This window comes from Haloferax sulfurifontis ATCC BAA-897, from assembly GCF_000337835.1.
Classification (GTDB): domain Archaea; phylum Halobacteriota; class Halobacteria; order Halobacteriales; family Haloferacaceae; genus Haloferax; species Haloferax denitrificans.
Window position 1 is genome coordinate 59,278 of sequence record NZ_AOLM01000004.1, and the last position, 23,897, is coordinate 83,174.

18 protein-coding genes are annotated in these 23,897 nt (G+C 61.0%); 7 read left to right on the forward strand and 11 right to left on the reverse strand.

Going from position 1 to position 23,897, the window contains the following annotated elements; genetic code table 11:
• Positions 1-3: 3 nt before the first annotated feature.
• From glpK to glpA, 4 genes are all read right to left on the reverse strand, one after another.
• The gene (gene glpK, locus C441_RS02675) at positions 4-1,536 is read right to left on the reverse strand and encodes a glycerol kinase GlpK (RefSeq protein ID WP_004970734.1); all 1,533 of its coding nucleotides are present in this window, start codon (positions 1,534-1,536) and stop codon (positions 4-6) included.
• A gap of 363 nt (positions 1,537-1,899) precedes the next feature.
• Positions 1,900-3,210 carry an anaerobic glycerol-3-phosphate dehydrogenase subunit C gene (locus tag C441_RS02680; RefSeq protein ID WP_007273665.1) on the reverse strand — a complete coding sequence of 437 codons (1,311 nt, stop codon included), beginning with the start codon at positions 3,208-3,210 and terminating at the stop codon, positions 1,900-1,902.
• Positions 3,207-4,475 carry a glycerol-3-phosphate dehydrogenase subunit GlpB gene (gene glpB, locus C441_RS02685; RefSeq protein ID WP_007273666.1) on the reverse strand — a complete coding sequence of 423 codons (1,269 nt, stop codon included), beginning with the start codon at positions 4,473-4,475 and terminating at the stop codon, positions 3,207-3,209. The genes C441_RS02680 and glpB overlap by 4 nt, the downstream gene beginning before the upstream one ends.
• Positions 4,462-6,249: an anaerobic glycerol-3-phosphate dehydrogenase subunit GlpA gene (gene glpA / locus C441_RS02690; RefSeq protein ID WP_007273667.1), complete on the reverse strand. Its 1,788-nt coding sequence runs from the start codon at positions 6,247-6,249 to the stop codon at positions 4,462-4,464. The genes glpB and glpA overlap by 14 nt, the downstream gene beginning before the upstream one ends.
• Before the next feature lie 355 nt (positions 6,250-6,604).
• On the opposite strand from glpA, the gene C441_RS02695 reads away from it, so the two are divergent.
• Both C441_RS02695 and C441_RS02700 read left to right on the forward strand, forming a co-directional pair.
• A complete protein-coding gene (locus tag C441_RS02695; RefSeq protein ID WP_007273668.1) occupies positions 6,605-7,807 on the forward strand; it encodes a Cdc6/Cdc18 family protein in 1,203 nt (400 codons plus the stop codon).
• A 99-nt stretch (positions 7,808-7,906) separates the two neighbouring features.
• Positions 7,907-8,587 (forward strand): phosphoglycolate phosphatase, encoded by a 681-nt coding sequence (locus tag C441_RS02700; protein ID WP_007273669.1) that lies wholly within the window; start codon positions 7,907-7,909, stop codon positions 8,585-8,587.
• Between the two features lie 30 nt (positions 8,588-8,617).
• Here the strand turns inward: C441_RS02700 and C441_RS02705 are convergent, their stop codons facing one another.
• On the reverse strand, positions 8,618-8,806 hold the full coding sequence (locus tag C441_RS02705; protein ID WP_042663830.1) for an HEWD family protein: 189 nt from the start codon (positions 8,804-8,806) through the stop codon (positions 8,618-8,620).
• 200 nt (positions 8,807-9,006) lie between these two features.
• On the opposite strand from C441_RS02705, the gene C441_RS02710 reads away from it, so the two are divergent.
• Positions 9,007-9,561, forward strand: a complete 555-nt coding sequence (locus tag C441_RS02710; RefSeq protein ID WP_007273670.1) for a class I SAM-dependent methyltransferase — start codon at positions 9,007-9,009, stop codon at positions 9,559-9,561.
• 173 nt (positions 9,562-9,734) lie between these two features.
• On the forward strand, positions 9,735-9,890 hold the full coding sequence (locus C441_RS19425; protein ID WP_007273671.1) for a rubrerythrin-like domain-containing protein: 156 nt from the start codon (positions 9,735-9,737) through the stop codon (positions 9,888-9,890).
• A gap of 162 nt (positions 9,891-10,052) precedes the next feature.
• Here C441_RS19425 and C441_RS02715 read toward each other — a convergent pair whose 3' ends face one another.
• Positions 10,053-11,021 carry a DUF368 domain-containing protein gene (locus tag C441_RS02715; protein ID WP_049920384.1) on the reverse strand — a complete coding sequence of 323 codons (969 nt, stop codon included), beginning with the start codon at positions 11,019-11,021 and terminating at the stop codon, positions 10,053-10,055.
• 117 nt (positions 11,022-11,138) lie between these two features.
• Here C441_RS02715 and aglM point away from each other — a divergent pair, with 117 nt between their 5' ends.
• Positions 11,139-12,431 (forward strand): UDP-glucose 6-dehydrogenase AglM, encoded by a 1,293-nt coding sequence (aglM, locus tag C441_RS02720; protein ID WP_007273673.1) that lies wholly within the window; start codon positions 11,139-11,141, stop codon positions 12,429-12,431.
• A 185-nt stretch (positions 12,432-12,616) separates the two neighbouring features.
• Here the strand turns inward: aglM and C441_RS02725 are convergent, their stop codons facing one another.
• From C441_RS02725 to C441_RS02740, 4 genes are all read right to left on the reverse strand, one after another.
• Positions 12,617-15,763, reverse strand: a complete 3,147-nt coding sequence (locus C441_RS02725) for an oligosaccharyl transferase, archaeosortase A system-associated (RefSeq protein WP_049920385.1) — start codon at positions 15,761-15,763, stop codon at positions 12,617-12,619.
• 120 nt (positions 15,764-15,883) lie between these two features.
• Positions 15,884-16,939, reverse strand: coding sequence for an NAD-dependent epimerase/dehydratase family protein (locus C441_RS02730; protein WP_007273675.1), 1,056 nt, complete (start codon positions 16,937-16,939; stop codon positions 15,884-15,886).
• Between the two features lie 175 nt (positions 16,940-17,114).
• Positions 17,115-18,107 (reverse strand): NAD-dependent epimerase/dehydratase family protein, encoded by a 993-nt coding sequence (locus C441_RS02735; RefSeq protein ID WP_049920386.1) that lies wholly within the window; start codon positions 18,105-18,107, stop codon positions 17,115-17,117.
• A 3-nt stretch (positions 18,108-18,110) separates the two neighbouring features.
• The gene (locus tag C441_RS02740; RefSeq protein ID WP_083874842.1) at positions 18,111-19,121 is read right to left on the reverse strand and encodes a sugar nucleotidyltransferase; all 1,011 of its coding nucleotides are present in this window, start codon (positions 19,119-19,121) and stop codon (positions 18,111-18,113) included.
• Between the two features lie 1,094 nt (positions 19,122-20,215).
• On the opposite strand from C441_RS02740, the gene C441_RS18800 reads away from it, so the two are divergent.
• Positions 20,216-21,343, forward strand: coding sequence for a glycosyltransferase family 4 protein (locus tag C441_RS18800; RefSeq protein ID WP_083874844.1), 1,128 nt, complete (start codon positions 20,216-20,218; stop codon positions 21,341-21,343).
• A 9-nt stretch (positions 21,344-21,352) separates the two neighbouring features.
• Here the strand turns inward: C441_RS18800 and C441_RS18805 are convergent, their stop codons facing one another.
• Positions 21,353-22,234: a glycosyltransferase gene (locus C441_RS18805; protein ID WP_007273680.1), complete on the reverse strand. Its 882-nt coding sequence runs from the start codon at positions 22,232-22,234 to the stop codon at positions 21,353-21,355.
• Positions 22,235-22,451: 217 nt separating this feature from the next.
• On the opposite strand from C441_RS18805, the gene C441_RS18810 reads away from it, so the two are divergent.
• Positions 22,452-23,897, forward strand: coding sequence for an oligosaccharide flippase family protein (locus C441_RS18810; RefSeq protein WP_083874849.1), 1,446 nt, complete (start codon positions 22,452-22,454; stop codon positions 23,895-23,897).

Here is a 23,897-nt window from a genome sequence, read left to right on the forward strand (position 1 = left end):
GTGTTACTCCTCCCGTGCCCAGTCGAGCGAGCGGTCGACGGCCTCTTTCCAGCGGCCGTAGCGCGCTTCGACGTTCTGTGGGTCTTTCGGGGCGAACTCGCGGTCGACCTGCCAGTTCTCGCGGAGTTCGTCGAGCGTCTCCCAGTAGCCGACGGCGAGGCCGGCGGCGTAGGCCGCGCCGAGGGCGGTCGTCTCGTCGACCTGCGGGCGGACGATTTCCGTGTCGAGGATGTTCGACTGGAGCTGGCAGAGGAAGTTGTTCTTGACAGCGCCGCCGTCGACGCGGAGACTGGAGAGGTCGATGTCGCTGTCGGACTGCATCGCTTCGGCGACGTCGCGCGTCTGGAACGCGATGGATTCGAGCGTCGCGCGGACGATGTGCTCGCGGCGGGTGCCGCGGGTCATGCCGACGATGGTGCCGCGGGCGCGCTGGTCCCAGTGGGGCGCACCGAGGCCCGTGAACGCGGGGACGAAGTAGACGCCGTCGGTGGACTCGACCGACCGAGCAAGCTTCTCGGACTCGGCGGCGTTGTCGATGAGCGTCATGTCTTCGAGCCACTCGATAGCCGCGCCCGTGATGAAGATAGAGCCTTCGAGGGCGTACTGGACCGGCTCACCGGAGCGCTGGAAGCCGACGGTGGTGAGGAGGCCGTGTTCCGACATGACCGCCTCGTCGCCGGTGTTCATCAGCATGAACGAGCCGGTACCGTAGGTGTTCTTCGCGTCGCCCGCGTCGAAACACGTCTGGCCGAACAGCGCGGCCTGCTGGTCGCCGAGCGCGCCGGAGACGGGGACTTCCGCGCCGAGGAAGCCGTCCGCGTCGGTCTCGCCGTAGTGGTCGTCGTCGGACGACGGGCGGACCTCGGGGAGGAGCTCGCGCGGGACGTTGAACTCCTCGAGGAGTTCGTCGTCCCACTCCATGTCGTGGATGTTGAACAGCATGGTCCGCGACGCGTTCGTCACGTCCGTGATGTGGTTCCCCGTCAGGTTGTAGATGAGCCACGTGTCGATGGTCCCGACCGCGAGCTCGCCGTCGGCGGCACGGTCTCGGATGTCTTCGGGCCGAGAGCGCTGGAGCTTGATGGGGTCGGAGTTGTCGAGTAGCCACTCGGCTTTCGTCGCAGAGAAGTACGCGTCGGGTTCGAGCCCCGTCTTGGCGCGCACGTCGTCGGTCTTGCCGTCCGCTTCGAGCGTCTCGATGCGGTCGGTCGTCCGACGGTCCTGCCAGACGATTGCGTTGTGAATCGGCTGTCCGGTCTCACGGTCCCAGATGAGCGTCGTCTCGCGCTGGTTCGTGATACCGATAGCTTCCAACTGCTCGGCGTCGAGCCCGGCGCTCGAAAGCGCCGCGTCGATGACCTTCTTCGTGTTGTCCCAAATCTCGTTTGCGTCGTGTTCGACCCAACCGGGCTCTGGGTAGATCTGTTCGTGCTTCTCGTAAGCGTTGGCGACCACCTTGCCGTCGTGGTCGAACACCATGAACCGCGTGCCTGTGGTGCCTTGGTCGATGGCACCGACGTAAGTTTCTCCTGACATTTCTAACCAACCTCGATACGAACTCTCGGTGTGAGAGTCCTACCACTACAAACGTGTACAAATTATATGATAAATGTTTCTTTACTACTCCCTCGCATAATGTGACGACTAAAATTGGGTTAGAAGCCGTTAAACGCTTGAATTCGGGGAGTACTATTTCACACGGGCGCTTTTTCGGACGTTTTAATCAATGAGGGTGATCCGTGGACAGAACGGCCGCGGCCGCCGAGTAACGGGAAAAAACGGCGATTTAGGGGCAATATAGCCCGCAAAATCGCCGGCGACTCGGCGCGCGCGCTGAGCGCGACGACGTTTGAGTGGTCCGGCGCTCGAACGGAGCGGGTCGTCAGCCGTGCGCGCGTGTCAGACCAGCGCCTCTTCGAGGAGTTGGAGCGGGTGTTTGATGTCGTACCCCGTCCCGTGTTCCATCTGCATCGAGCAGGTCGGACACTCGGTCATGCCGACGCTCCCCTGTGCGTGCTCCATGTGGTCGAACATGTCCGCGCCTATCTGCATCGACTTGTCGTATTTTTCTTCCTTCCAGCCGTAAGTGCCGGAGATGCCGGAACAGGAGTCGCCGACGTCCTCGATTTCGACGCCGTCGAGCTGGCGGAACAGCTCGACCGCCTGCCGGTCGAGGCCCTGATTGCGGCCGTGACACGGCGCGTGGTACGCGAAGGCTTGGTCGTCGACCGAGGCCTCGCGAACCGCGCCTTCGAGGTCCTCGTGGATGCGGAGGTACTCCAGCGCCTCGTAGGTGTGCGCCGAGAGGTCCTCGATGCCGTCGATGTCGAACAGTTCGGGGTACTCCTGGCGGAGCGACATCGAACAGGAGGTACACGACGCGATAATGTCGTAGCCCTCGGGGATGAGCCCCGCGAAGTTGTCGACGTTGATGCCGGCGGCGCGCTTGGCGTCGTCGAGCATGCCGTTCGCGAACATCGGCGTCCCCGAACAGCGCTGTTTGGGGACGACGACCTCGTAGCCGAACGACTCGAAGACGCGGACCATCGCCTTGCCCACCTCGGGCGTGTTGTAGTTGGAGTAACAGCCGTGGAAGTAGGCGACGCGCTTTTCCTCGGAGCGGACCTGCGGGCCGCCGCGTTCGTTCCACCACTCGCGGAACGTCTGGGTGGCGAACTCGGGGAAGTCGCGCTCGGCCGTGACGCCGAGCACTTTCTCGTTTATCCGCTGGACGACCGAGTTGCCCATGACGGCGTTCGCCAGCCGCGGGAACATGGCTCCCAGCTGGGCGAGCGTGCCGTAGTTGGCGAGGATGCGGTTGCGGATGTACTCCCGCGAGAGCTTGTCCATCTCCTCGTCGACGTACTCGCCGCGGGCCGTGTTGTGCATCTGGCTGAGCGGGACGCCCGACGGACAGGCGTCGTCACAGCGCATGCAGTTCGAACACGACATGATGGAGTCGTCGACGGCCTCGTCTTCCTTGCGCTTGAGCCGCCACTGCTCGGGACCCTGGAACTTCGGCCCGGGGAACTCGTCGTCGACTTCGGCGACCGGGCAGGACACGTCGCAGGCGGTACACTTGTAACAGTTGTCCGCGCCGGGACGGAGGTCCATGTCGGTGCTGTCGGGGAACACCTCGACGGCCTCGAAGTCGTCTGTCTGTGCGTCGGGGGTCAGCGTTGGATTGCCTGGGGATTCTGCGTCGCTCATCTGGTTGCCTCCTCGCCCGCGAGGCGGCCGGCGACGGCACCCGTCGCCAAAGAGACGCCGCTCGCGGATTTCTCGCGCGCCACGTCGGCACCGCCGACGACGCCGCCCGCGGCGCGCAGGTTCTCGAAGTGCAGTTCGCCGTCTTCGTCGGTCGGCCGGAGTTCGTCGTCGGGGACGACGCCGAAGCGCGCGAACGCGTGGTCGCCGAACGCCTCGGGCTCGGACCAGTCGTAGCGGTCCTCGGGGTGCGGGACGTGACAGCCGAAGACGGGCTCCGTGACCGATTCGCGGTCGGAGTCGAGGCCCTTGCCGACGAGGCCGCCCGTCGCGAGGACGACCTGATCGGCCGAGTAGGGCGTCGGTCGGCTCTTCTGGTCGACGATGACGGTCTCGACGCGGCCGTCTTCGGCCTCGAAATCGACCGCCGGGTTGCCCGCCGAGATGCGGACGCCCGCCTCGTCGAGCGCGTCGAACAGGATGTCTTCGAGCTTGAGTCCGAGCAGGCTCGGCGGGCCGGTCGGCACCTCGAAGACGGGGACGCCGAGGCGGTCCGAAAGCTCCTCGCGGACCGCCTCGTCGTGGTCGTCGCCGAGCATCGCCGGGAAGCCGACGCGCGACTCGCCGTCCAGTTCCTCGGCGACGGTGTCGGCGAGGACGGAGCGGACCGTGCCGCCCGCGACTTCCTCGTCGCGGTCGAGGGCCTTGGCGAACCGCGTCACCTTCGCGTCGGCGCGGAACCGCTTGGGGAACTCGACGGTGACGCCGCGGGCCGAAAACGGCACGCCGGCGGCCGCGAGGTGGTCGGCCGCGACGGGGGCGTCGAAGTCCGTGAGGCCCGCGAAGCCCACCAGAAGCGTGTCGCCAGACGAACTGGCGAGGCCGGGCGCGACCGACTCGGGGTAGCGCGCGGTCGGCTTCACCGCGCCGCCGTGAGTCATCACGAGCGCGTTCGAGTCGGTGTGGCCGCCGCGGTAGGCGTCGCCGACCGCCTCGTCGAAGACGCGGAGCCCGGCGCGGACGCCGTCCTCGCCGACGACGCGGTAGGGGTGGCCCTCCGGGAGCGCGTCGAGGCCGGCGAAGGGGTCCGAAAGCGGACCGTCGCCGCCGGCGTGCCCGAGCACGTCGACGAGGCCGCTGGCCTGTCGGAGCGTGCTCTTCTTGTGGGCGAGCAGGCGCACGCGAGCGCCCGTCTCCGCGGCCGAGAGCGCGGCCGTGCAGGCGGCGATACCGCCGCCGATGACGAGCACGTCGTCAGTTATCGCCATCGGCACCTCCGAGCGCGTCGTCGCTCGCGCGGTCCGCGGCCCGTCTGCGACCGCCGTCCGCGACCGCGCCGCCGGACGCGACGCCCGAGGCGTCGTCCTCCGACGCGCCGCCGTCGTCGAAGGCGGCGAAGTCGATGTCGGCGTCGGCCGCCGCGGGGTCCTCGTCGCGGTTCATCGTCGCCGCGTGGAGCATGTGCTTCAGCGCGGTCTGGGAGAGCTGGGTCCCCCACATCGCGTGGCGCTCGCCCTTCCAGCGCTCCTGATAGAGGTCGTCGAGCGAGGCCCGGACGGTCTCCTCGTCGTACTCGGGGGCGAGTTCGTTCGCCATCCGGTGACAGCAGATTGCCCCCTGACAGTTGCCCATCGAGGCGCGCGTCTGGATGCGCACGGAGTTGAGTTCCGTGCCCGCGGTGTCGAGGGCGTCGTGAATCTCGGCGCGCGTGACGGCCTCGCACTCGCAGACGACCGGGTTAGGGTCGACGCTGTTGAGGACTTCGTCGGCGCGCGAGCCGAGCCGCTGGGCCGACCGGCGGCCGATGGGCGACCGCAGGCCGAAATCGTCCATGTAGTCGCGGAGGACGGTGAAGTCCTCGCTTCCCGGGAGCGGCACGTCGGCGGTGCGGCACTCGGCGTCGACGCCGAGCTTCTCGCAGACGTGGTCCGAAATCTGCTCGGCCATCATCCGATAGGTCGTGAGCTTGCCGCCGACGATGCTCGTCATGCCCGGCAGGTCGTCGCGGTCGGCGTGGTCCAACAGGAAGAACTCGCGGGTGATGTCCGTCGGGTCCTCCGTGCCGGTGCCCGGCGGCTCGTACAGCGGGCGGACGCCCCAGAAGGAGCGAATCGTCCGCGCGTCGGCCAACATGGGCACGAGCTCCGAGAGCGTCTCTATCATCAGGTCGACCTCCCAGCCCTCCTCGGGGTAGTCCTCCGGGTCCTCGACCTCCTCGTCCGTCGTCCCGAGGATGCACGTCGTCTCGTGGGGGACGATGATGTCGGCGTCGCCCTTCGGCCGACAGCGGTTGACGACCGTGTCCACCTGCCGGGTGTTCATGATGGTCATGACGCCCTTCGACGGCCGGACTTCGACGTCCACGCCCGCGAAGTCGCCGATTTGGCCGGCCCACGCGCCCGTCGCGTTGACGACGTAGTCGGCGCGGATTTCCTCGACCTCGCCGGGCTCGCCGTGGACGTACGGTCCGGTGCCGGTCTGGTGGGTGACCTCGACGCCGACGACCTCGCCGCCCTCGACGAGCACGTCGGTGACCTCGGAGTGCGTCTCGATGCGCGCGCCGTGCTCGACGGCGCTCGCGGCGTTCGCCACGCAGAGGCGGAACGGGTCGACCGCCCCGTCCGGGACCTTGATGGCGCGTTTGATGTCCTTCGCGAGGTACGGCTCTATCTCGCGCGCTTCCTCGGCGGACAGCACCTCGGCCGGAATGCCGCACTCGCGGCAACCCTCCAGTTTCTTCTCGAAGTACTCGTCTGAGTCCTCGGGGCGCTGGACGAACAGCCCGCCCGTCATCTCGACGCAGTGGCCCGCGATGCGCCGGAGGACGCGGTTCTCTTCGATACACTCCTTGGCGGACGCCTGGTCCGATACCGCGTACCGACCCCCGCTGTGGAGGAGTCCGTGCATCCGCCCCGTCGTCCCGTGTGTGAGGTTCCCCTTCTCGACGAGGGTCACGTCCAGCCCGCGCATCGCGAGGTCGCGCGCGATACCCGTGCCGGTCGACCCCCCGCCAATGACGAGGACGCTCGGCGATTTTTTCATCTGTCTTTCGTGAGGTAGGACCGACGGCACTTTATTTTACCTTCACTCGTCTCGCGTCCCGTTCGTCTCACGGAACAGACCACTTCGGTCGCGAGACTGCCATCGGAGCGCCCGTAGAATGCCGTAGCTCGGCGTTTCTACACCGAATCGAAACGACGGCGATAATTCAAAATTATTGTTCCAATTAGTTACGTACGACTCGATTAAGAAGGCGAACCCGAACCTCTCAACTGGCTTTGAGGCGGCCGTCACGGCCGATTTCAGTGTTTCGTGTTCTCACTTGTCAGGGACGTTGTCGGGAGTGGTCGGTTTTTAGGCGTGCGCCGGATACCGTCGGCCAGGGACTTACCACGCCATGCGCCTCGAAGACAGAATCACCAGGCGACGACGCCGCGGCGGGAAGCGGCCCCGGCTCGTTCGGGACCTGAGCGCGCTCGACCCGACGGCCCACCCCGAAGAGCCGACCGGCCGCGGCCCGACGCTCGAACGCATCCTCGACCATCTCGACCCCGTGTTCGACGGCGACCTGCCGCCCAACGCCCACGTCCACGGACCGAAGGGCGTCGGGAAGTCGGCGGTCGTCGCGTCGCTCTTCGAGCACCTCGCCAGCGCGCTCCCCGCCCGGCGGTCGGTCATCCACACCACCACGCGCACCGCCGCCACGCCGACGACCTCGTTCGCCTACGTCGACTCTCGCGACGCCTCGACCGAGTTCGCGCTTCTCCACGCGGCGCTCGACGCGCTCTGCGAGGAGCCGGTGCCGTCGCAGGGCGTCGGCGTCGAGGCGCTCCGCGAGCGGCTCGCGGAGTGGGTCGCTCACGACGAACACGCGGTCGTCGCCGTCGACCACGTGGGCGAGCCGGAGACCTACTCCGCGGCGACGGCAGTCGAGACGCTCGGGTCGGTGTCGCCGCACGTCTCGGTGCTCACCGTCGGCCGCGACCCCCGCGACGACGCGACTGCGGGCGGCGAGGCGGACGGCGACACCGCCGCGACGCCCGCGAGGTCAATCGCCGTCTCGGCCTACGAACGCCACAGTCTCGTCGACATCCTCGTCGCGCGCGCGTCCGACGGCGTCACCCGAAACGCGCTTCCCCACGAGGCGACGCGCGAGGTCGCCGAGTGGGCCGACGGCGACGCCCACGACGCGCTGTCGGCGCTCTACGGGGCGGCGACGCTCGCCGCCGCCGACGGCGCGGACACCGTCGATACCGAGTACGTCTGCGCCGGCATCGACGCCGTCCCCGACGACGGCTGTTCGCTCGGCCGCGTGTTCGCGCTCTCCGAGAGCCGTCGCCGCGTCCTTCGGGCGTTCGTCGCGCTCGACGACGGGGAGGCGGCTTCCGTCTCGGCGGCGACCGAGCACATCGCCGCGTCGCCGCGGGTGTCGCTGTCGCCCGCGACCATCCGGCGCGTCCTCTACGAGCTTTCGGACCTCGGCATCGTCCGGCGGGTCTCGGACTGTGACCCCACCGACGGCCCGGGGCGGCCGGCGACGCGGCCCGTCCCGAACTTCTCGGTGCTGGCGTTCCGCGGGCTGGACGACGGCGAGCGCTGAATCGCGGGGCCGACCAGCCGTCGGACCGACGACCCGCCGGACCGCGGCGCGCTTCTCCCCGACCGCTGAACCTTTTTCCCCCGTCTCCCAACTCCGGGTATGGTTCCGCCGCTCGTACTCGACATCGACGGGACGCTCACCGACGCGGAAGGCCACCTCGACCCCCGCGCGTTCGAGGTGCTCCCGACGTGGGACGCCCCCGTCATCCTCGCCACCGGCAAGGCGTTTCCTTATCCGGTCTCGCTGTGTCACTACCTCGGACTCCCGCAGACGGTCATCGCGGAGAACGGCGGGGTCGTTCTCGCCGACGGCGAGGTGACGTTCACCGGCGACCGCGAGGCCGCGCAGGCCGCCGCCGACGAGTTCGTCGCGCGCGGCGGCGACCTCGGGTGGGACGCCGCGGACACCGCGAACCGCTGGCGCGAGACCGAAATCATCGCCCGTCTCGACGCCGACGAGGCGCTCCTCCGCGAGGTCGCAGACGAGTTCGACCTCGAAGTCATCGACACCGGCTTCGCCTACCACATCAAGACGCCGGGAGTCGAGAAGGGCGTCGGCCTCGAACGCGTCTGCGAGACGATGGACTACGACCCCGAGGAGTTCGTCGCCGTCGGCGACAGCGTCAACGACGCCTCGACGTTCGGCGTCGCCGGGCGGTCGTTCGCCGTCGCCAACGCGGACGACGTGGCCAAGGGGGCCGCCGACACGGTGCTCGAACAGTCGTACATGGACGGCACGCTGTCCGTGCTCGAATCGCTCCGGGAAGAAGACGCGGCGTAATCGCCGGTCGTTCGCGTCGCTCTCGGCGTCTCAGGCCGGTTCCTCGAAGGGAGCGAAGCGCCCGTTGATGTCCCACTCGTGGATGCAGTAGGCGCTTCCGACCTGTTTTTCGCCGTCCGCTTCGGCGACGAGCCACGTCGCGGCGTCGTCGTCCCAGCGTTCCACCCGACCACAGCGCTCGCAGACGCGTCGCGTCGGCCGTCGAAGTTGGGGTTCCATACGTGTGTGACCGATTGCCGAGCAAAAAAGCCCATCGCCGTCGGCAGTTTCGCGGTCGGCCGCTCGGAGTCGGGCCGCCCCGCCAGCGGACCGACCCGCGTCGCCTTGCCACCGGACTGACCGCGGACGGCTGTGCACGCGTCGAACACGACTCGGGCCGGAACCGATGGGACTTACGGGCCGGGGTGCGGAGTGTGCGCATGGGCTTTCACACCTTCGACGCCGACAGGGCGGCGAAACTGGACGACCCCGCGCGGTTCCGATTCGTCTCCCGGGAGGAACTCCTCTCGCGCCTCGGCGTCGCCCCCGATAGCGTCGTCGCCGACCTCGGAAGCGGCACCGGCTTTTTCACCGACGAGGTCGCCCCGCACGTCGGGACGCTCTACGCCGTGGACGTACAGGAGGTCATGCACGACTTCTACCGCGAGAAGGGCGCGCCCGACACCGTCGAGTTCGTCACGGCCGACGTGGCGTCGCTCCCCTTCGACGACGACCACCTCGACGCCGCCTTCTCGACGATGACCTACCACGAGTTCGCAACCGACGACGCGCTCGCCGAACTCGCCCGCGTCGTCCGCCCCGGCGGCTCAGTGGTCGTGGTCGATTGGTCCACGTCCGGTTCGGGCGACGACGGACCGCCGCTCGACGAGCGGTTCGGCCTCGGCGACGCCGTCTCGGCGCTGGAATCGGTCGGCTTCACCGTCTCTCACGCCGAGACGCGACGCGAGACGTTCGTCTGCGTCGCCCGGCGCTGACGCGGACGGCGTCAGCCAAACACCGCCCGCTTCGGAAAACTGAACACTACGGCGGCGTCTGTCGGGTTTCCCCCGTCCTCAAGCACTAATTTCGGCGTCTAATATTAATATCCTAGAGTAATCTGGAGAATATCAGGACAACGCTTACGTCGAGGGATATGGTATTATATACCATGACATTGCATAACTCAGTCATCGACGGCTATCACCCCACCGAGGGGTATTACGAGTGTCGCTCCTGTCGCACGCGAACCGTCAGCGAGACCCACCTGTCGGAGTGTCCCGACTGCGGCGGGTCGGTTCGAAACATCGCCGTCGCCCGCGAGTGACCAGCGACTCGCGCGACTCGGCGGGTCATCGACTCCGAACAACCCCTCAACTTCCTTCTCACAGAGCGCACGGAGGGTCGTATCCCCCCGTCAGTCGCCCGCTGTCGGTCGCCCGCTGTGGTTGGTTGTGGTCCCGCGGCACCTGTGGCCACGACGCTCCGCTCACGACTCGATGACGCCGGTGTAGCGGTCGACGAGTAAGACGACCGCCGCGCCGACGACCGCGGCCACGACGAACGCGCCGTAGAGTTCGGTCGTCCACGACCGCCCCGATTCGACGAGCGCGGCGGTGCTCTCTACCACCGGGGCGCGGAGCGCGCCGACGATGAGGCTCACGAGGAACGCCAGCGTCGCCCGTCTGTAGTGTTCGAGCGCCCAGCGGACGACGTGCGCGATGGTGAACAGGCCGACGACGGCTCCGACCATGAACGTGACGACGACCGTGCCCGACTCGACGACGACCGACAGCGGCGCGCCGGCGGCGACGTCGAGGAGGCTGTCGATGAACGCGTTGAGCGTCGCGTTCATGTACTCGTACTGTCCGAGAATCAACAGGAGAAGCGACCCGGAGACGCCGGGGAGAATCATCGCGCTGACGGCGATTCCGCCGGCGACCGCAATCGCCGGCGGCGAGTGCCCGAACGCGCCGCCGCTCCCGCCCGAGGCGACGAACGCGAGGGCGAACCCGGCGACGGCCGCCGCGATTTGACGCGGGCCGTCGAGCGACACCTGGGCGTAGAGGACGACCGCCGACGCGGCGATGAGCCCGAAGAAGAAGCCGTAGGTGGGCACCGGTGCCTCGGTGAGCGCGATGTGGAGCACGCGCATCACGGTCACGATGGCGGTGGCGATACCCGCGCCGAGCGCGAGCAGGAAGCCGATGTCGATTTCGCGCATCGCCGCGACCGCGTCGGCTCGGCGGCCGGGGACGACGACGCCGAGGACGCGTTTGATGCGGCCGGGCGTGATGGCCGTCACCGCGCCGATGAGTCGTTCGTAGATGCCAGTGATGAGCGCGATAGTACCGCCCGAGACGCCCGGAACGGCGTCGGCGGCCCCCATACAGACGCCTTTCAGGTAGATGAGAAGCCACGAGAAACGGGCTGTCGACCCGTCTGAGTTCCTCGACATTTCGTTGTCGGATGCTCTCTCGGCGAGGATATCAGTCCACCGTTCGACGTTGCGGCGCGCTCGGGTGTGAGCCGGACTCGGAAAGAATCAAAGCTCACGGCGTGCACAACTCTGTCAATGAAGTTCAGCATCATCGGTAGCGGGTACGTCGGCACGACGGTCGCGGCCTGCTTCGCGGAGCTCGGCCACCGCGTCGTCAACGTCGACATCGACGACGATATCGTTCGGGCGTTGAACGAGGGCCGATGTCCGATTCACGAGCCCGGGCTGGCCGAACTCGTCGAACGGCACGCGGGAGACGGACTCCGAGCGACGACCGACTACGACGAGATTCTCGACACGGAGGCCACGTTCCTCGCCCTCCCGACCCCGTCGAACGACGACGGCAGTATCGACCTCGGCGCGATGAAGGCCGCCGCGACGTCGCTCGGCGAGACGCTCGCGCGGAAAGACGGTTCGCATCTCGTCGTCACCAAGAGCACGGTCGTCCCGACGACGACGGTCGACGTCATCGGGCCGCGAATCGAGGAGGCGTCGGGGAAACGCGTCGGCGAGGGGTTCGATATCGCGATGAACCCCGAGTTCCTCCGCGAGGGCACCGCAGTCGACGACTTCCTCGGCCCTGACAAAATCGTCCTCGGCGCACAGACCGAACGCGCGTACGAAACGCTAGACGAGATATTCGCCCCGCTCGTCGACCGCGCCGGAAACCCGCCGGTCGTCAAGACCGGCATCAGCGAGGCCGAGATGATAAAGTACGCCAACAACGCCTTCCTCGCGTCGAAAATCAGCCTCGCCAACGACCTCGCGAACATCTGCAAGGAGTTCGGCGTCGACTCCGACGAGGTGTTGGAGACTATCGGTCTCGACTCCCGCATCGGGTCGGCGTTCCTCGGTGCGGGGCTCGGGTGGGGCGGGTCGTGCTTCCCGAAGGACACGGCGGCGATTATCGCCGCCGCGCGCGGTCGGGGCTACGAACCGCGTCTGTTGCAGGCCGCCGTCGACGTCAACGACGGCCAACCGGAGCGAATGCTCGATCTCCTCCGCGAGCGAATCGACCTCGACGGCACGCGCGTCGCCGTTCTCGGGCTCGCGTTCAAGCCCGGCACCGACGACATCCGGAAGTCGCGGGCGACGTTACTCATCAACTCGCTCATCGACGCCGGGGCCGACGTCGTCGGCTACGACCCCGTCGCAACCGAAAACATGCGCGAGCGGTTCCCCGACATCGAGTACGCCGACTCGGCCGCAGACGCGCTCGCGGGCGCCGATGCGGCGCTCGTCGCGACCGACTGGGACGAGTTCGCGGCGCTCGACGACGAGTTCGACGCCATGCGCTCGCCCGTCGTCATCGACGGCCGCCGCATCGTCACTCGACGCGACGGCATCGACTACGAGTCGCTCGTCTGAATCAGCCTCACGAATCGCTCGTCTGCGTCGGTCTCACGAGTCGCCCGTCGCGTCGGCTCCGCAGACTGCTCCAGAGCGGATTTTTTCACTTTCTACCCGATAACCGCTGGTAAGTTCGAAAACGGGCAACTGGTCACCGGTGTCGCAGAAGACAAAAAAGGCCGTCGGCGTTGCCGTTCGCTTCGTTACGGAGCGACCGCGGCCGCGCCGGCGTCGACTGACGCCGAGACCGAGGCCGACGTCGACTCGTTCGTCTGCGAGTCGTCCGACGAGGAGCCGCCGGGCAGGTCGAGTTCCTGTTCGTTCCGTTCGAGGGTGACCTGCACGGCACCGTCTTCGGCACCGTTGACGAGGCCCTCCTCGACGGCGACGTTCTCCGCCTGATAGGTGACGATGGTGTTGTTCCCGGCGACCGAGGTCGGCCCGGTGAACGCGTAGCCGCCCGTCGAGCGGACGCTGACGTTCGTGTAGCCGTTGTCCGGTCCGTACTCGTCGTAGCCGGTCGTGGAGTACGGGAGCGTCATCGTGAACTCACCGTCGGCGTCGGTCTGCGCCTGCTGTGTGTAGGTGAAGTTCGTACCCGTGGTCAGGTCGCGCATCTGGACGCGCGCGGTCACCGTCGCGTTGGCCGGGGCACCGCTGCCTTCGACCGTCGCGCCGGGGACGCGCTCGAACGTCTTGACCCACGATGGGTTGTTGGGGACGAGCGCCTGTGGCTGGATGCCGTAGGTGTTGCCCTCCCTGACGATGGAGTTCTGGTAGGACCCCGAGCGGAGCGCCGAGCTGTTCGAGGACTTCACGAGACGGTAGTGTTCGAGTGCCGAAACGCGCTCCTCGGGGAACGTGCCGAGACCGCCGATCTGGGAGGTCGGGTCGTTCGCGACGTACTCCTCGGCGGCGCTCATGTTGTCGAACACTCTGACTGCCTGCCCGTCCGAGGGCGTCACTCTGAACGTCGCCGAGCCGTCGGCGGATGTGCGCTCTTCCCAATCGACGACGATCGGCGACGCCTCGCGAGCGCTGCCGTGGTACGCGTAGAGTCGGACCATCAGGCTCTCGTAGTAGCGCTGGTCTTTGACGTTCGATGCGGCGGCGACAGTCGTCTGCCCGTTCTGCTCTTGTAGGCGGTACATCGGACTGTAGAAGTCCGACGCCGAGACGTTCGACTCGTCGTAGAAGACGGTCGGCGCGGCGAACTTCGAGTCGGTCGAAGCCATCTGCCAGTCGACCATGACGTAGCGAGTCTGATCGCCTTCGCCGTCGTCACCCATCGAGGTGAGGACCGATTCAGCCTGCTGTTCGTCGTCGGCGAGGAGGAAGTTCGCTGCCCCGGTAGCACCTTCCTGGAACGGGTTCGCGTTCGGGATGCGTTCGCCGAGGACGGTGATCAAGTGACCGTAGTCCCACCAGGACATGACGCCGTAGGAGCCGTCCGGATAGTCGAAGTCGTCTGCGCGCTCGTACGTCCCGTAGTACTCCATCCGGTTCGATTCTCCGCCGAATTCGCCTTCCGCGGGTGTGTTGTTCTGCATCCAGGAGAGACTTCCGTCCCACTGAGTGACGGTCCCTGGACCGGTTTGAGACGCTTGCATAGCGGTCTGAGACACGCCGCCGTTACCGAGTTGGATCGGGATGATGAGGACGGGCGTGAGGATGAGGAGGACGGCAATCATGACCGCTGCGACCTGACCATACGAGACGTCGTCGAGGCGGTCGACGCTCGCGAAGCCGATGAAGTCGATTCTGAGGACTTCTCGAAGGAGGTAGGCGTTCATCACCGCGACGACGACCGCGAGGTAGTAGTTGAAACGAACCTGCGTGAAGGCGGCAGAGGTCATAATAGCTGCCCACACGAGGACGAACAGCTGCTCGCTCTCGTATTCAGCTTGCATCACTGCCCCCACGATGAGTGCGGTGACGATGGTCAGACTGACGAGCGACGATTCGACGCCGAGGGCACTACCGATCCCTGCCGGAAGCGCCGGTATCAAGAAGAGTACTCCGATGAGGGTGAGGCTCCCGGCGACGTATCCAATCCTCCGCGAGTTCCCACCCTTGACGAGTGGTTTCGCGACGAGCCAAACTGCTGCGAGAACACCTGTGAAGAAGGTAAACCCGTACTCGGACATGATACGGCCGACAGCAGTTTGACCGCTCGACTGGAGCGAGCTTGCAGCAATGAACGGCTGTGCCTCTCCGATGGTCCGAGTGGCTGCCCCGGCGCTGAACCCGACCGTGCGGAGGAAGTTAGTCGTAATCTGTCTGAAAGCGTCCGGGAGGATGACCGCTAGTAGCGCTATCGCGATGAGGCCGATGGCAGCGACGGCGATGGGGTATCCTCGGGCGTCGATATCGCTTGACTCCCACCAGCGAGCGAGTGCGGCGAGAAAGGCAGCACCGAGAGCGATACCGAACGAGAACAGCGGTTGAATGAGGCTGAACTGGGTGATACTGAACGAGGTGTCGGAGAGTGGGACGAACATCAAGACGCCGGTGACGAGCATCGAGACGACACCGACGAACGCGACGTGCTCGGGGGACCGCCCGCGTACGAAGTCAGAAACCATCGCAAGGACCAAAAAGAGCCCAACAATCCCGACGAGGAGGATGCCCGGCGGCCACGACCACATGTAGACCGCCATCGCGACGCCAGCGAGCACGGACCACTTGATGGGATTTCGGAGTGCATTGAAGTCTCCAGCCTCAACGAGCTCCCAGACGGGTTTTTCGCGGTCGGCGACACTGAGGGCAACCATCACCGCGAGGACCGCGAAACCTTGGAAGAACGGCTCGGCGATGTTGTGGTCGGCGAATCCGACGAGACCACGTTGAAGGAAGGTCCCGGGTAGGAGCATCAGGATGACGACGCCGAAAAGGCCACCGAGGCGTCCGCCAAGTCTGCGGCCGATCAAGAACGTTGGAATGGCGACGAGCGTACCAAAGACTGCCGGGGCGACGAGGAGCGTCTTCGCGATCAAATCCGTGGAGGGGCTCCCGAGTCCAACGATGAGTGCGACCGTCGCAATTATTTGGTCGTAGATAGTGCCGAACTGGCCGACACTCGTCCCGAACGGGAAGTTCGTCCACGGGTCGAACGGCATTGTGGAGGGCCAATTGCGAACCGTGTACGAAACTTCGCGGAGGTGGTACCACGCGTCGTTTCCCGAGAAAAGGACATCACCATCCCTGATGAAATTACTGTACGACCGGAGACGAATAGCCAACATAGTGACTAATATCACGAGGAGGGCGGGGACGTGATACCAGTCTTTGAACAGTTCGAGGACCGACTGAGAATCAAGGCCCTCTGTACGTTCAGAGTCTACGCTCATTGCTTCGATGGATTCGGAAAACGCGCATAAGTCTTGTGAAAGTCGGTCTTCAAAATTTCTCCTCTAGGCATGTTACTTACCCTCAAGAAATCCACGTTTCGTCACACGGTTACCCGACGATCACCGACTCTCGTACCAGTCGACGTACCGCTCGATTCCTTCCTCGAAGTCGACTCTTGGTTCCCAGTCGAGTTCATCCCGTGCTCGGGACGTGTCCGAGACGTACACCTTTTGGTCTCCTTCACGCCACTCGCCGAAGGAGATGTCGGTTCGCTTATCAGACTTTTCTTCGAGGAGGTCGAGGAATTCGAGGAGGCTTGTCGTGTTCTTCGTTCCACCACCCATGTTGTAGACCGCGGACTTGCCGTCAGGGTCTGAGAGAAATGCGTCATAGGCGCGAACGAGATCTTTCACATAGAGGACGTCACGAACTTGCTTTCCGTCTCCGAAGATGGTCAGCGGTTCGTCGTTGAGCGTACTAATTGCAAAGTGAGCGACCCATCCTTGATCTTCATTTCCGAACTGTCGTGTCCCATAGATACAACTCATGCGGAACGCTGCTGCTTGCACTTCGTTTCGCTTTGTATAGTCCTGCACGTAGATGTCAGCTGCGAGTTTCGAGACACCGTATGGTGTATGTTCGCACCCGTCGATAGAGAGGGACTCAGGGATTCCCTGATCGAAGTCTGGGTCATCGTACCAGTAGCGACTCTCTTGTTCGCGGACGGGGATGTTGTTGACGTTGTTTCCGTACACTTTGTTCGTCGAGGCGAGCACCACCGCAGGGTCGCTGTCTGCTTTCCGTGCAGCCTCGAGGACGTTGAACGTCCCTTCGGCGTTCACCTCGAAATCCGTGCGAGGGTCAGTAAGCGACGCCGTGACTGCGACTTGGCCGGCGGTGTGCACGATTGCGTCGTGCCCTTCGACGATGGATTCGAACGTATCAGCGGCGCGGATGTCAGCTTCGACGAGTTCGACCTCGGGGTAGTTCTCCTCGATGAAATTCCAGTTGTATGCCGCGGTGTTCCGACTCTCATCGGCATTTTCGAGCGTCTCAGTTCGACTGAGGTTGTCGAGTGCCGTGACGTCGGCACCCTGTTCTGCGTAGTACTCGACCGCGTGACTGCCGACGAAGCCCGCGCCACCAGTGACGAGGACGTTCTCCGGTTTGCTCATGTGTTAGGTCTGCGTGCATGTGGTGAAAATACATGAGGTGGATATAGTTATTGCTCGCAATTCGACTGTTGTGTATAAAATCACCACGTTAGATGACTCGGATTACTCTTCTCCAACGAGACCCATCTCTTCGAGTTCTGCGTGGACTTCCTCGAAGTTTTCACTGACTCCGCGATTAGTCGTCTGTTAGCCGCTGTTCGAAATACGGAATCGTTCTTTTGAGTCCCGTTCGGAGCGAGATCGAGGGCTTCCAATCGAGTTGCGACGTGATTTTGGAGATATCAGGGCGTCGAACTTCTGGGTCGTCTTGTGGAAGTGATTTGTACGTCACGCCGGAATCGGTATCGACGACATTGAGGATGACGTCAGTTAATTCTCGAATGGAAATCTCTTCCGTGTTCCCGATGTTGAACACATCGCCTGCAGCGACTTCAGCAGGGGCATCAGCAATCGTTCGGATTCCTGCGACCAGATCTGATACGTAACAAAAACTCCGGGTCTGACTACCATCACCGTAGACAGTCAAGTCCTCACCACGGAGCGCCTGCGTCAGGAAGTTTGGAACCACACGACCGTCGTTTGGATCCATTCGGGGACCATACGTGTTGAAGATTCTAGCGGTGCGAATGTCCATCTCGTATTTCCGTTCATACGCGACGGCGAGTGCCTCCGAGAAGCGCTTCGACTCGTCGTAGGGCGCTCGCGGGCCTCTGATGTTGACGTTGCCGTTGTACGTTTCCGACTGAGGGTGTTCGTTTGCATTCCCGTACACTTCACTCGTCGAGGCGATGAACACGCGAGCGTCGTGGTCACGAGCACATTCGAGTGCGCGCTTGGTCCCCTGACTGTTCGTCAGTGCGATTTCGACGGAGTGCGAGGTGAAATCTTCTGGACTCGCCCGTGACGCCATGTGATAGACGACATCGACAGTTTTGAATTCAGGGAACGGATCCCGGACATCGTGTTTCTGAACGGTAAGCCTTGGCGACTCAACATGCGCCAAGTTCTCCTGACGGCCACTCCCGTAGTTGTCGAGAACAGTGACACGGAACCCATCTTTAAGGAGGCTATCGACGAGGTGGCTCCCGAGAAATCCCGCACCGCCAGTCACGACTACGTGCGTTGTGATTTCTGTATCAGGCTGTAGTGAACTTTTGTCTTCCGACATCTGTTAGAAATAGATACTGCTGTTGTCGCCAACGTTGAGATTGTTCGCCTCACCGTGGACATCCGTGTTACTCCCGACGATGCTTTCGTTGATATTGACGCCCTGTAAGACCGCATTCTGTCCAACAATACTGTTGGCGACGATGCTCTGTTCTATCGTGGCCCTATCGTCAATACTCACGTACGGGCCAACGACACTCTCTTTGACGGTTATGTTCTCTCCAGCGTCAATGGGAGGGATGATGACAGATCCTCTAAGTTGCTCGTCTCCATTTGTTTTAGTTCGTTCGAGAAGAACACGGTTGGCTTCCAGAAGCGTCTCGGGACGACCACAGTCGTACCAGTCTTCGACTTCGAATGTTCGGAGGTTGCACCCCTGTTCGACCATCCTCTGGAGCGCGTCGGTTAATTGGAACTCGTTTCCAGCACCTCTGATGTCGTTGTCGACCAGATGCCCGAGCGCGTCAAAAAGTGCGTTCGAATTTTCGATAATGTACACGCCACTGATAGCTAAGTTCGATGGTGGGTCATCAGGTTTCTCGACGAGTCGGCTGACTGCGTTGTCCCCGCTCATCTCGACGACGCCATAATGGCTCGGTTCGGAAACCTCCTTCACGCCGATGCTTCCGTCGCTCTCCGGAAGTTCGTCATGAGCATCGAGGAATGTGTTGAATCTGTTTTCGAAGAGCATGTCCCCGAGTGCGATGAGTAACTCGTCGCCGCGGGCGATAGATTCGGCCTGATAGATACTGTGGCCGAGGCCTTTTGCGTTCTCTTGTTCAACGAAGTCGAACGCGAACCGTTCGGAGAATGCAGACCGAGCGTACTCAGTAATCTGGTCTTTCATAGTCCCTCCGACGACGACGACGACTTCTTCGACATTCGTCTCGGCAATATTTTGGAGGATATGTCCGAGAATCGGCTTTCCAGCTAGCCTTACCATTCCCTTTGGTTTCGTATGCGTCTGGGGGTAGAGCCGTGTCCCTTGACCGGCAGCTGGAATGATCGCTTTCATTAAAGACAGATTCCTTTCCCCTATCTAAAATCCACCGCTCCATGTGAACATGGGAGGAACGTCTCCCCGCAAATATCACACGACGAACTTTCTTTAAAAAGGCTCATACTTTGAGGGCCAATGATGGTCTCACTCGTCGTCCCCGTCCACAATGAGGTAGGGGGCTGGACGTGACTGACTGACTGCGTGAAATCGGTTCTCTCCTCTAAATTTTTTTCACGTGCTTGAAGTTGTCTATGTGGGAATACGAACTGTTTGGCCAAGCTGAACGTCTGCGAATCTCTCTACTCGTTGCAGTTGCCGGGTTTTATGGGTAACTCCCCGGTGTTGATAGTTGGAAGGGGCACAACTCGCAGACGGCGTTCATTAGTTAGATTCGCCCTCGAAACGGCTTGTGTCAGCACTCATCAGAAGTGTCATCCACTGGTCGTGGGTGTTCATCTACGTGCAGGCGTCTTCTACCGAACTCCTCAAAATCATCAGTACGACGCTGTCGCGCTCGCTCCCTCGATTACACTACTTGAGTTTTGAGGACTTGAAATCGCCTGGTAATGGCATTCTTACAATACGTTCTATATCGTAACCGTGGCGATTCTCGTCGGCGACTTGCTCTCTGGGTCAGTTGTCCTGTTCGAACTGTCCAGTGAGTATTCGTCGTGACCAACAGTGGTGATACGAACGCACAGGATGTCGAGACGTACCTCGAAATACCTGACACAGATAGTGCGACCGTCCTTGTGATTGACGAGTATCGGCTGCCCGTACAGTGGTATCTTCGTGCTACCGTCCCGGTTGAGTTGGTATAGAGTCTCCTCGTATACAGTCTCTCAAAGTTATTGTTGGCCTCCGACATCGAAGAAGCTTCTGAGATATTTATTATTGTCAGTAGTGGTAGATGTGAACTATAACTCCAAATAAACTTTGAGAAGTGTACCGTAGTGTTCCTTGGGTTGAGCGTAGCCTCAGAAACCCCATTCAGAAAGAGTGACACCACTTACGACTACAGTACAATCTTCCAACCCTATTTTTGACTGGCTGCTGAAGAAGGTAGTGTCTACCAAAGATTTTTATAATTCACGCTCACCGCTGATATCGTGCGTGTCGCCATCATCACACCCCGATATCCACCTAACGTTCACGGTGGGGGAGAAATCAGTGTCCAACTTCTTGCAAATGAACTATCACCTCAGGTAGATCGTGTTGAGGTGTTTAGTTTCGATGGCGCCGGTGCGCGATCAGTCGACGGAATCAAAGTCCACCGATTTAGAAGCCTCCCACACCAGATACTGGAGTGTTCGAATCTACTGGCATACCTCCCATTGAGAAGGAAACTCAAGCAGTTAGAATCATTCGACGTACTCCATTCGTACAACATCGTATTGAACCCTGTTGTTGGTCGTCTCTCCTCTCAGATGGACGTTCCAAGCGTAGCGACACTGAACTCGTATGACCTCCTACCTAAGTCGGCTTTCGGAATAAAAGCACCCCCGAAACGACGTTTGTACGAACTTCTCTCAATGGGCACTACTGGCCGAATTATCCGGAGCGAAACAAAACGGATCAACCGCTTTATCACACTGAGCGACGCTTCTAGAACTATCTACCGCGAAAACGGATTCCAGGACGTTCCGATCGATGTGGTCCCAAATATGCTTGATCCTTCATTTAAAATTCCTGAATCTGGAACAGACTCCAATAGCTATCAGTTACTCTTCGTTGGTAGCCTAATCAGAGAGAAGGGAGTCAAGTATCTTATTGAGTCTCTGTCTCATCTTTCTTCGGATATCTCTCTCAGAGTAGTTGGCACTGGAGACCAACGCCAACCCCTTGAGTCATTAGCTAATCGATTGGAAGTTAACTCTCGTATCGATTTCACGGGCCAGATTCCGTACGAGCAACTATGTCAGTACTACACAGATGCTGACTTATTCGTCCATCCTGGTGTATGGCCGGAACCGTTCGGGCGAACGTTGCTAGAGGCGATGCAAGCAGGCCTTCCAGTGGTTGCAACTAACCTAGGGGGGCCCGCAGAAATCGTCCAGCAAGACGAACTCCTCTGTCCGCCAAGAAACGCCAAAAAGCTCGCTGAGACAATTTCGCTAGCACGAGATCGATCAGGCGATGGAGTCCAGAACCAGGCGTATGTCTACAAACGGTACTCTCCCGAAACAGTCATCGACGAAATTTGTGATGTGTACCAGTTGGCAATGGACGGTTGGTAATCCGTCCACCTACGAATTAATCGTACTTTTCAGCTCCCCAACACGGTTTAACATACGTTCAAGAACATATAAGAAGGACACGTCCAGATTTTTGGATTGTTGTAGAGCCAAGGGGAGATAGGCTAACGAGCCAAACAGCCCAAACAATATCCGCGGTATTGTCCGAGATCCACCGTGTTTTTGATGGAAGTGGTGTGTTCCTTCTCCAGACCGGATTGCTCTACTAACGAATGACTCCCAACTGTAATCATCGTTGTGTTCTACAGATATTGGGATGTATTTCATATCGAATCCGGCTTCAACGACCCGGCGCTGTAGGTCTGCATCTTCTCCTGCTGCTAATGGGAACGATTCATCGAATCCGTCCATCTCGGAAAGCACAGACCGTAGGTATGCAACATTTGCCGTTCCGCCCACTGCCAAGTCACCTTCATCCCGAACTGGCTCGTCCGGTTCATCGTACGACATCTGGTCTCGAAATCTGTGCGCTTGAGCAAAGCGGTTGTTCCTCAATAGTTCCTCGAGTGGGACTAACGAGCCACCTACTGCTGCAACACCCGGTTCGAAACCAGCAACCAACGAATGTACCCAATCTCGCGGAACGATGCAGTCGTCGTCTGTGAACAGAATAAACTCACCTGCCGCACGTCGCCACCCCCGGTTACGTGCTGCCGCAGGTCCTGAATTTTCCTGTCGTAGTACCTGTACGTGTCCCTGCTCTTCGAAACGCCTGAGAACGTCGTGTTGGTTTTTGGATTCGGAGCCGTCGTCGACGACGATTATCTCATAATTGTCTGCGGTCTGGTCACAGACTGACCCTAATGTCTGCTCTAATTTCGACGGTCGCTCGTAGGTCGGGATAACAATAGACGCGCGTATCTTGGAGGTCACGTATTTATGACGTTGAGACAGTTCGTTCTAACACAGTTACCATTGCTGAACCGAAGTTCTGTGAATCAATCTCTGTATGGCCGTTCATGCAATATAATTTCTCTACCTACGTTTTGTTTCCTACGTATTCAAAATGCCTTAGCTGACGCGGCACTGGTAACTGGCTGTGAATCCGATACGAGAACTATTAATCCGATACACTTTGAACTGAGACAAGATGGATACTGCTCGTTCTGGTATCGGTTGGTTGATTGCCCAGATGGGTGCACTCGCTGTGGCCTGGATCGCGAGCATTTATTTTGCTCGAACACTTCCTGATCCTCAGACGTCCCTCGGCACGTTCTATGCGTTTGAGACTGTCGTCACATTCCTTGTTTTGCTTGGAAACGGCGGTCTGAACGAAGCAATCGTTAAACGAGTCAGTGAAGGGAGAGATCCCGAACAGTTTGCAACTGCTGGTTTGTTGCTATCTATATCACTTGTTGTCACTGTCTCGGCGGGCATCCTATTGTCATCACAACTACTGATAAATTTCTTTAATTTTGGGGGAATCTCAGTATTGGTGATTATTGTGACAGTCATTTCATATCAAATGAGGGATACTTTGGGTGCACTTCTAGCAAGCAAATTCCAAGTTGGACGCTCAGGAGCCATCAACTTCGCAAATTCGGTTGGGCAAGTCGCCGTTCAGGTCTCACTTGTCTCTATCGGTTTCGGTGCCATTGGACTCATGATAGGATATATGGCGGGTGCGGTGTTCGCATCGCTGATAGCGATCTGTCTCGTCTCAAATCGTTTCAACATCGCCTCACCCACGAAGCACCACATCTATAGTCTGGTTCGGTTCGCTCGGTACAGCTTCCTCAACAACTTCGTCCAGAAATTTTACGATAATATCGACATTATCATAATAACAATTTTACTTGGTACATCATCAACAGGCGTATACGGAATTGGCTTTCGATTCTCTCTCCTTGTCATGGTTATCTACAGCGCAATTACCCGCTCGGTCGCACCTGAGATTAGTCGGCTAGATATGGAAGGAAATAACGAGCGTATTCGGGAACTCCTCAACGATTCAATCGTTTTGGGACTGTTTTTTGGGATTCCTGCTCTGGCTGGGTTCGGTGTTCTCGCACAACCAATCATCGTCACGTTCTACACGGAGGAGTTCGCCTCGGCAGCAGTCATCGCATTCGGTGCCGTCGCAACAAGAATCCCGGAAGGACTTCGGTCGACTGCTAGCGCTGTACTGAGCGGCATGGACCGTCCAGACATCACCTTTCGGGGTGGTGCTATTCTCATGATTACAAATCTTGTTCTTGATCTTATTCTTGTCCCGACGATTGGAATCAAGGGTGCTGTAGTGGCGAGCTTTGCTGGAATGTCCCTGCAACTGTTGTATCTTACTTATTATCTCTTTTCGATTCTTGACCTCTCGTACGTTGATCTTCCTGGCCGAGAGGTCCTGGCCGAGGTCCTAGCCGCGCTCGTAATGGCCGGTGTCGTCTACGCTGTGAGAGTCAGGCTCCCCGGGATGTCTGCTGCATTACTTGTTGGATTAGTTCTGCTCGGTGTTATCACTTACTTCACGGTCATTATCGGTATCAGTGGAGGTGTCCGGCGCCGAGTATTCGGAATCGCACGAACGGTAATACCTTGA

Bases quoted from the DNA above. Each gene is read 5' to 3' on its own strand.
- C441_RS02730 (WP_007273675.1), bottom strand. From the start codon at position 16,939: ATGAGCAAACCGGAGAACGTCCTCGTCACTGGTGGCGCGGGCTTCGTC.
- C441_RS19425 (WP_007273671.1), top strand. From the start codon at position 9,735: ATGACATTGCATAACTCAGTCATCGACGGCTATCACCCCACCGAGGGG.
- glpB (WP_007273666.1), bottom strand. From the start codon at position 4,475: ATGGCGATAACTGACGACGTGCTCGTCATCGGCGGCGGTATCGCCGCC.
- glpK (WP_004970734.1), bottom strand. From the start codon at position 1,536: ATGTCAGGAGAAACTTACGTCGGTGCCATCGACCAAGGCACCACAGGC.
- C441_RS18810 (WP_083874849.1), top strand. From the start codon at position 22,452: ATGGATACTGCTCGTTCTGGTATCGGTTGGTTGATTGCCCAGATGGGT.
- C441_RS02715 (WP_049920384.1), bottom strand. From the start codon at position 11,021: ATGTCGAGGAACTCAGACGGGTCGACAGCCCGTTTCTCGTGGCTTCTC.
- C441_RS02710 (WP_007273670.1), top strand. From the start codon at position 9,007: ATGGGCTTTCACACCTTCGACGCCGACAGGGCGGCGAAACTGGACGAC.
- C441_RS02695 (WP_007273668.1), top strand. From the start codon at position 6,605: ATGCGCCTCGAAGACAGAATCACCAGGCGACGACGCCGCGGCGGGAAG.
- glpA (WP_007273667.1), bottom strand. From the start codon at position 6,249: ATGAAAAAATCGCCGAGCGTCCTCGTCATTGGCGGGGGGTCGACCGGC.
- C441_RS02725 (WP_049920385.1), bottom strand. From the start codon at position 15,763: ATGAGCGTAGACTCTGAACGTACAGAGGGCCTTGATTCTCAGTCGGTC.
- C441_RS02680 (WP_007273665.1), bottom strand. From the start codon at position 3,210: ATGAGCGACGCAGAATCCCCAGGCAATCCAACGCTGACCCCCGACGCA.
- C441_RS02740 (WP_083874842.1), bottom strand. From the start codon at position 19,121: ATGAAAGCGATCATTCCAGCTGCCGGTCAAGGGACACGGCTCTACCCC.
- C441_RS02705 (WP_042663830.1), bottom strand. From the start codon at position 8,806: ATGGAACCCCAACTTCGACGGCCGACGCGACGCGTCTGCGAGCGCTGT.
- C441_RS02735 (WP_049920386.1), bottom strand. From the start codon at position 18,107: ATGTCGGAAGACAAAAGTTCACTACAGCCTGATACAGAAATCACAACG.
- C441_RS02700 (WP_007273669.1), top strand. From the start codon at position 7,907: ATGGTTCCGCCGCTCGTACTCGACATCGACGGGACGCTCACCGACGCG.
- aglM (WP_007273673.1), top strand. From the start codon at position 11,139: ATGAAGTTCAGCATCATCGGTAGCGGGTACGTCGGCACGACGGTCGCG.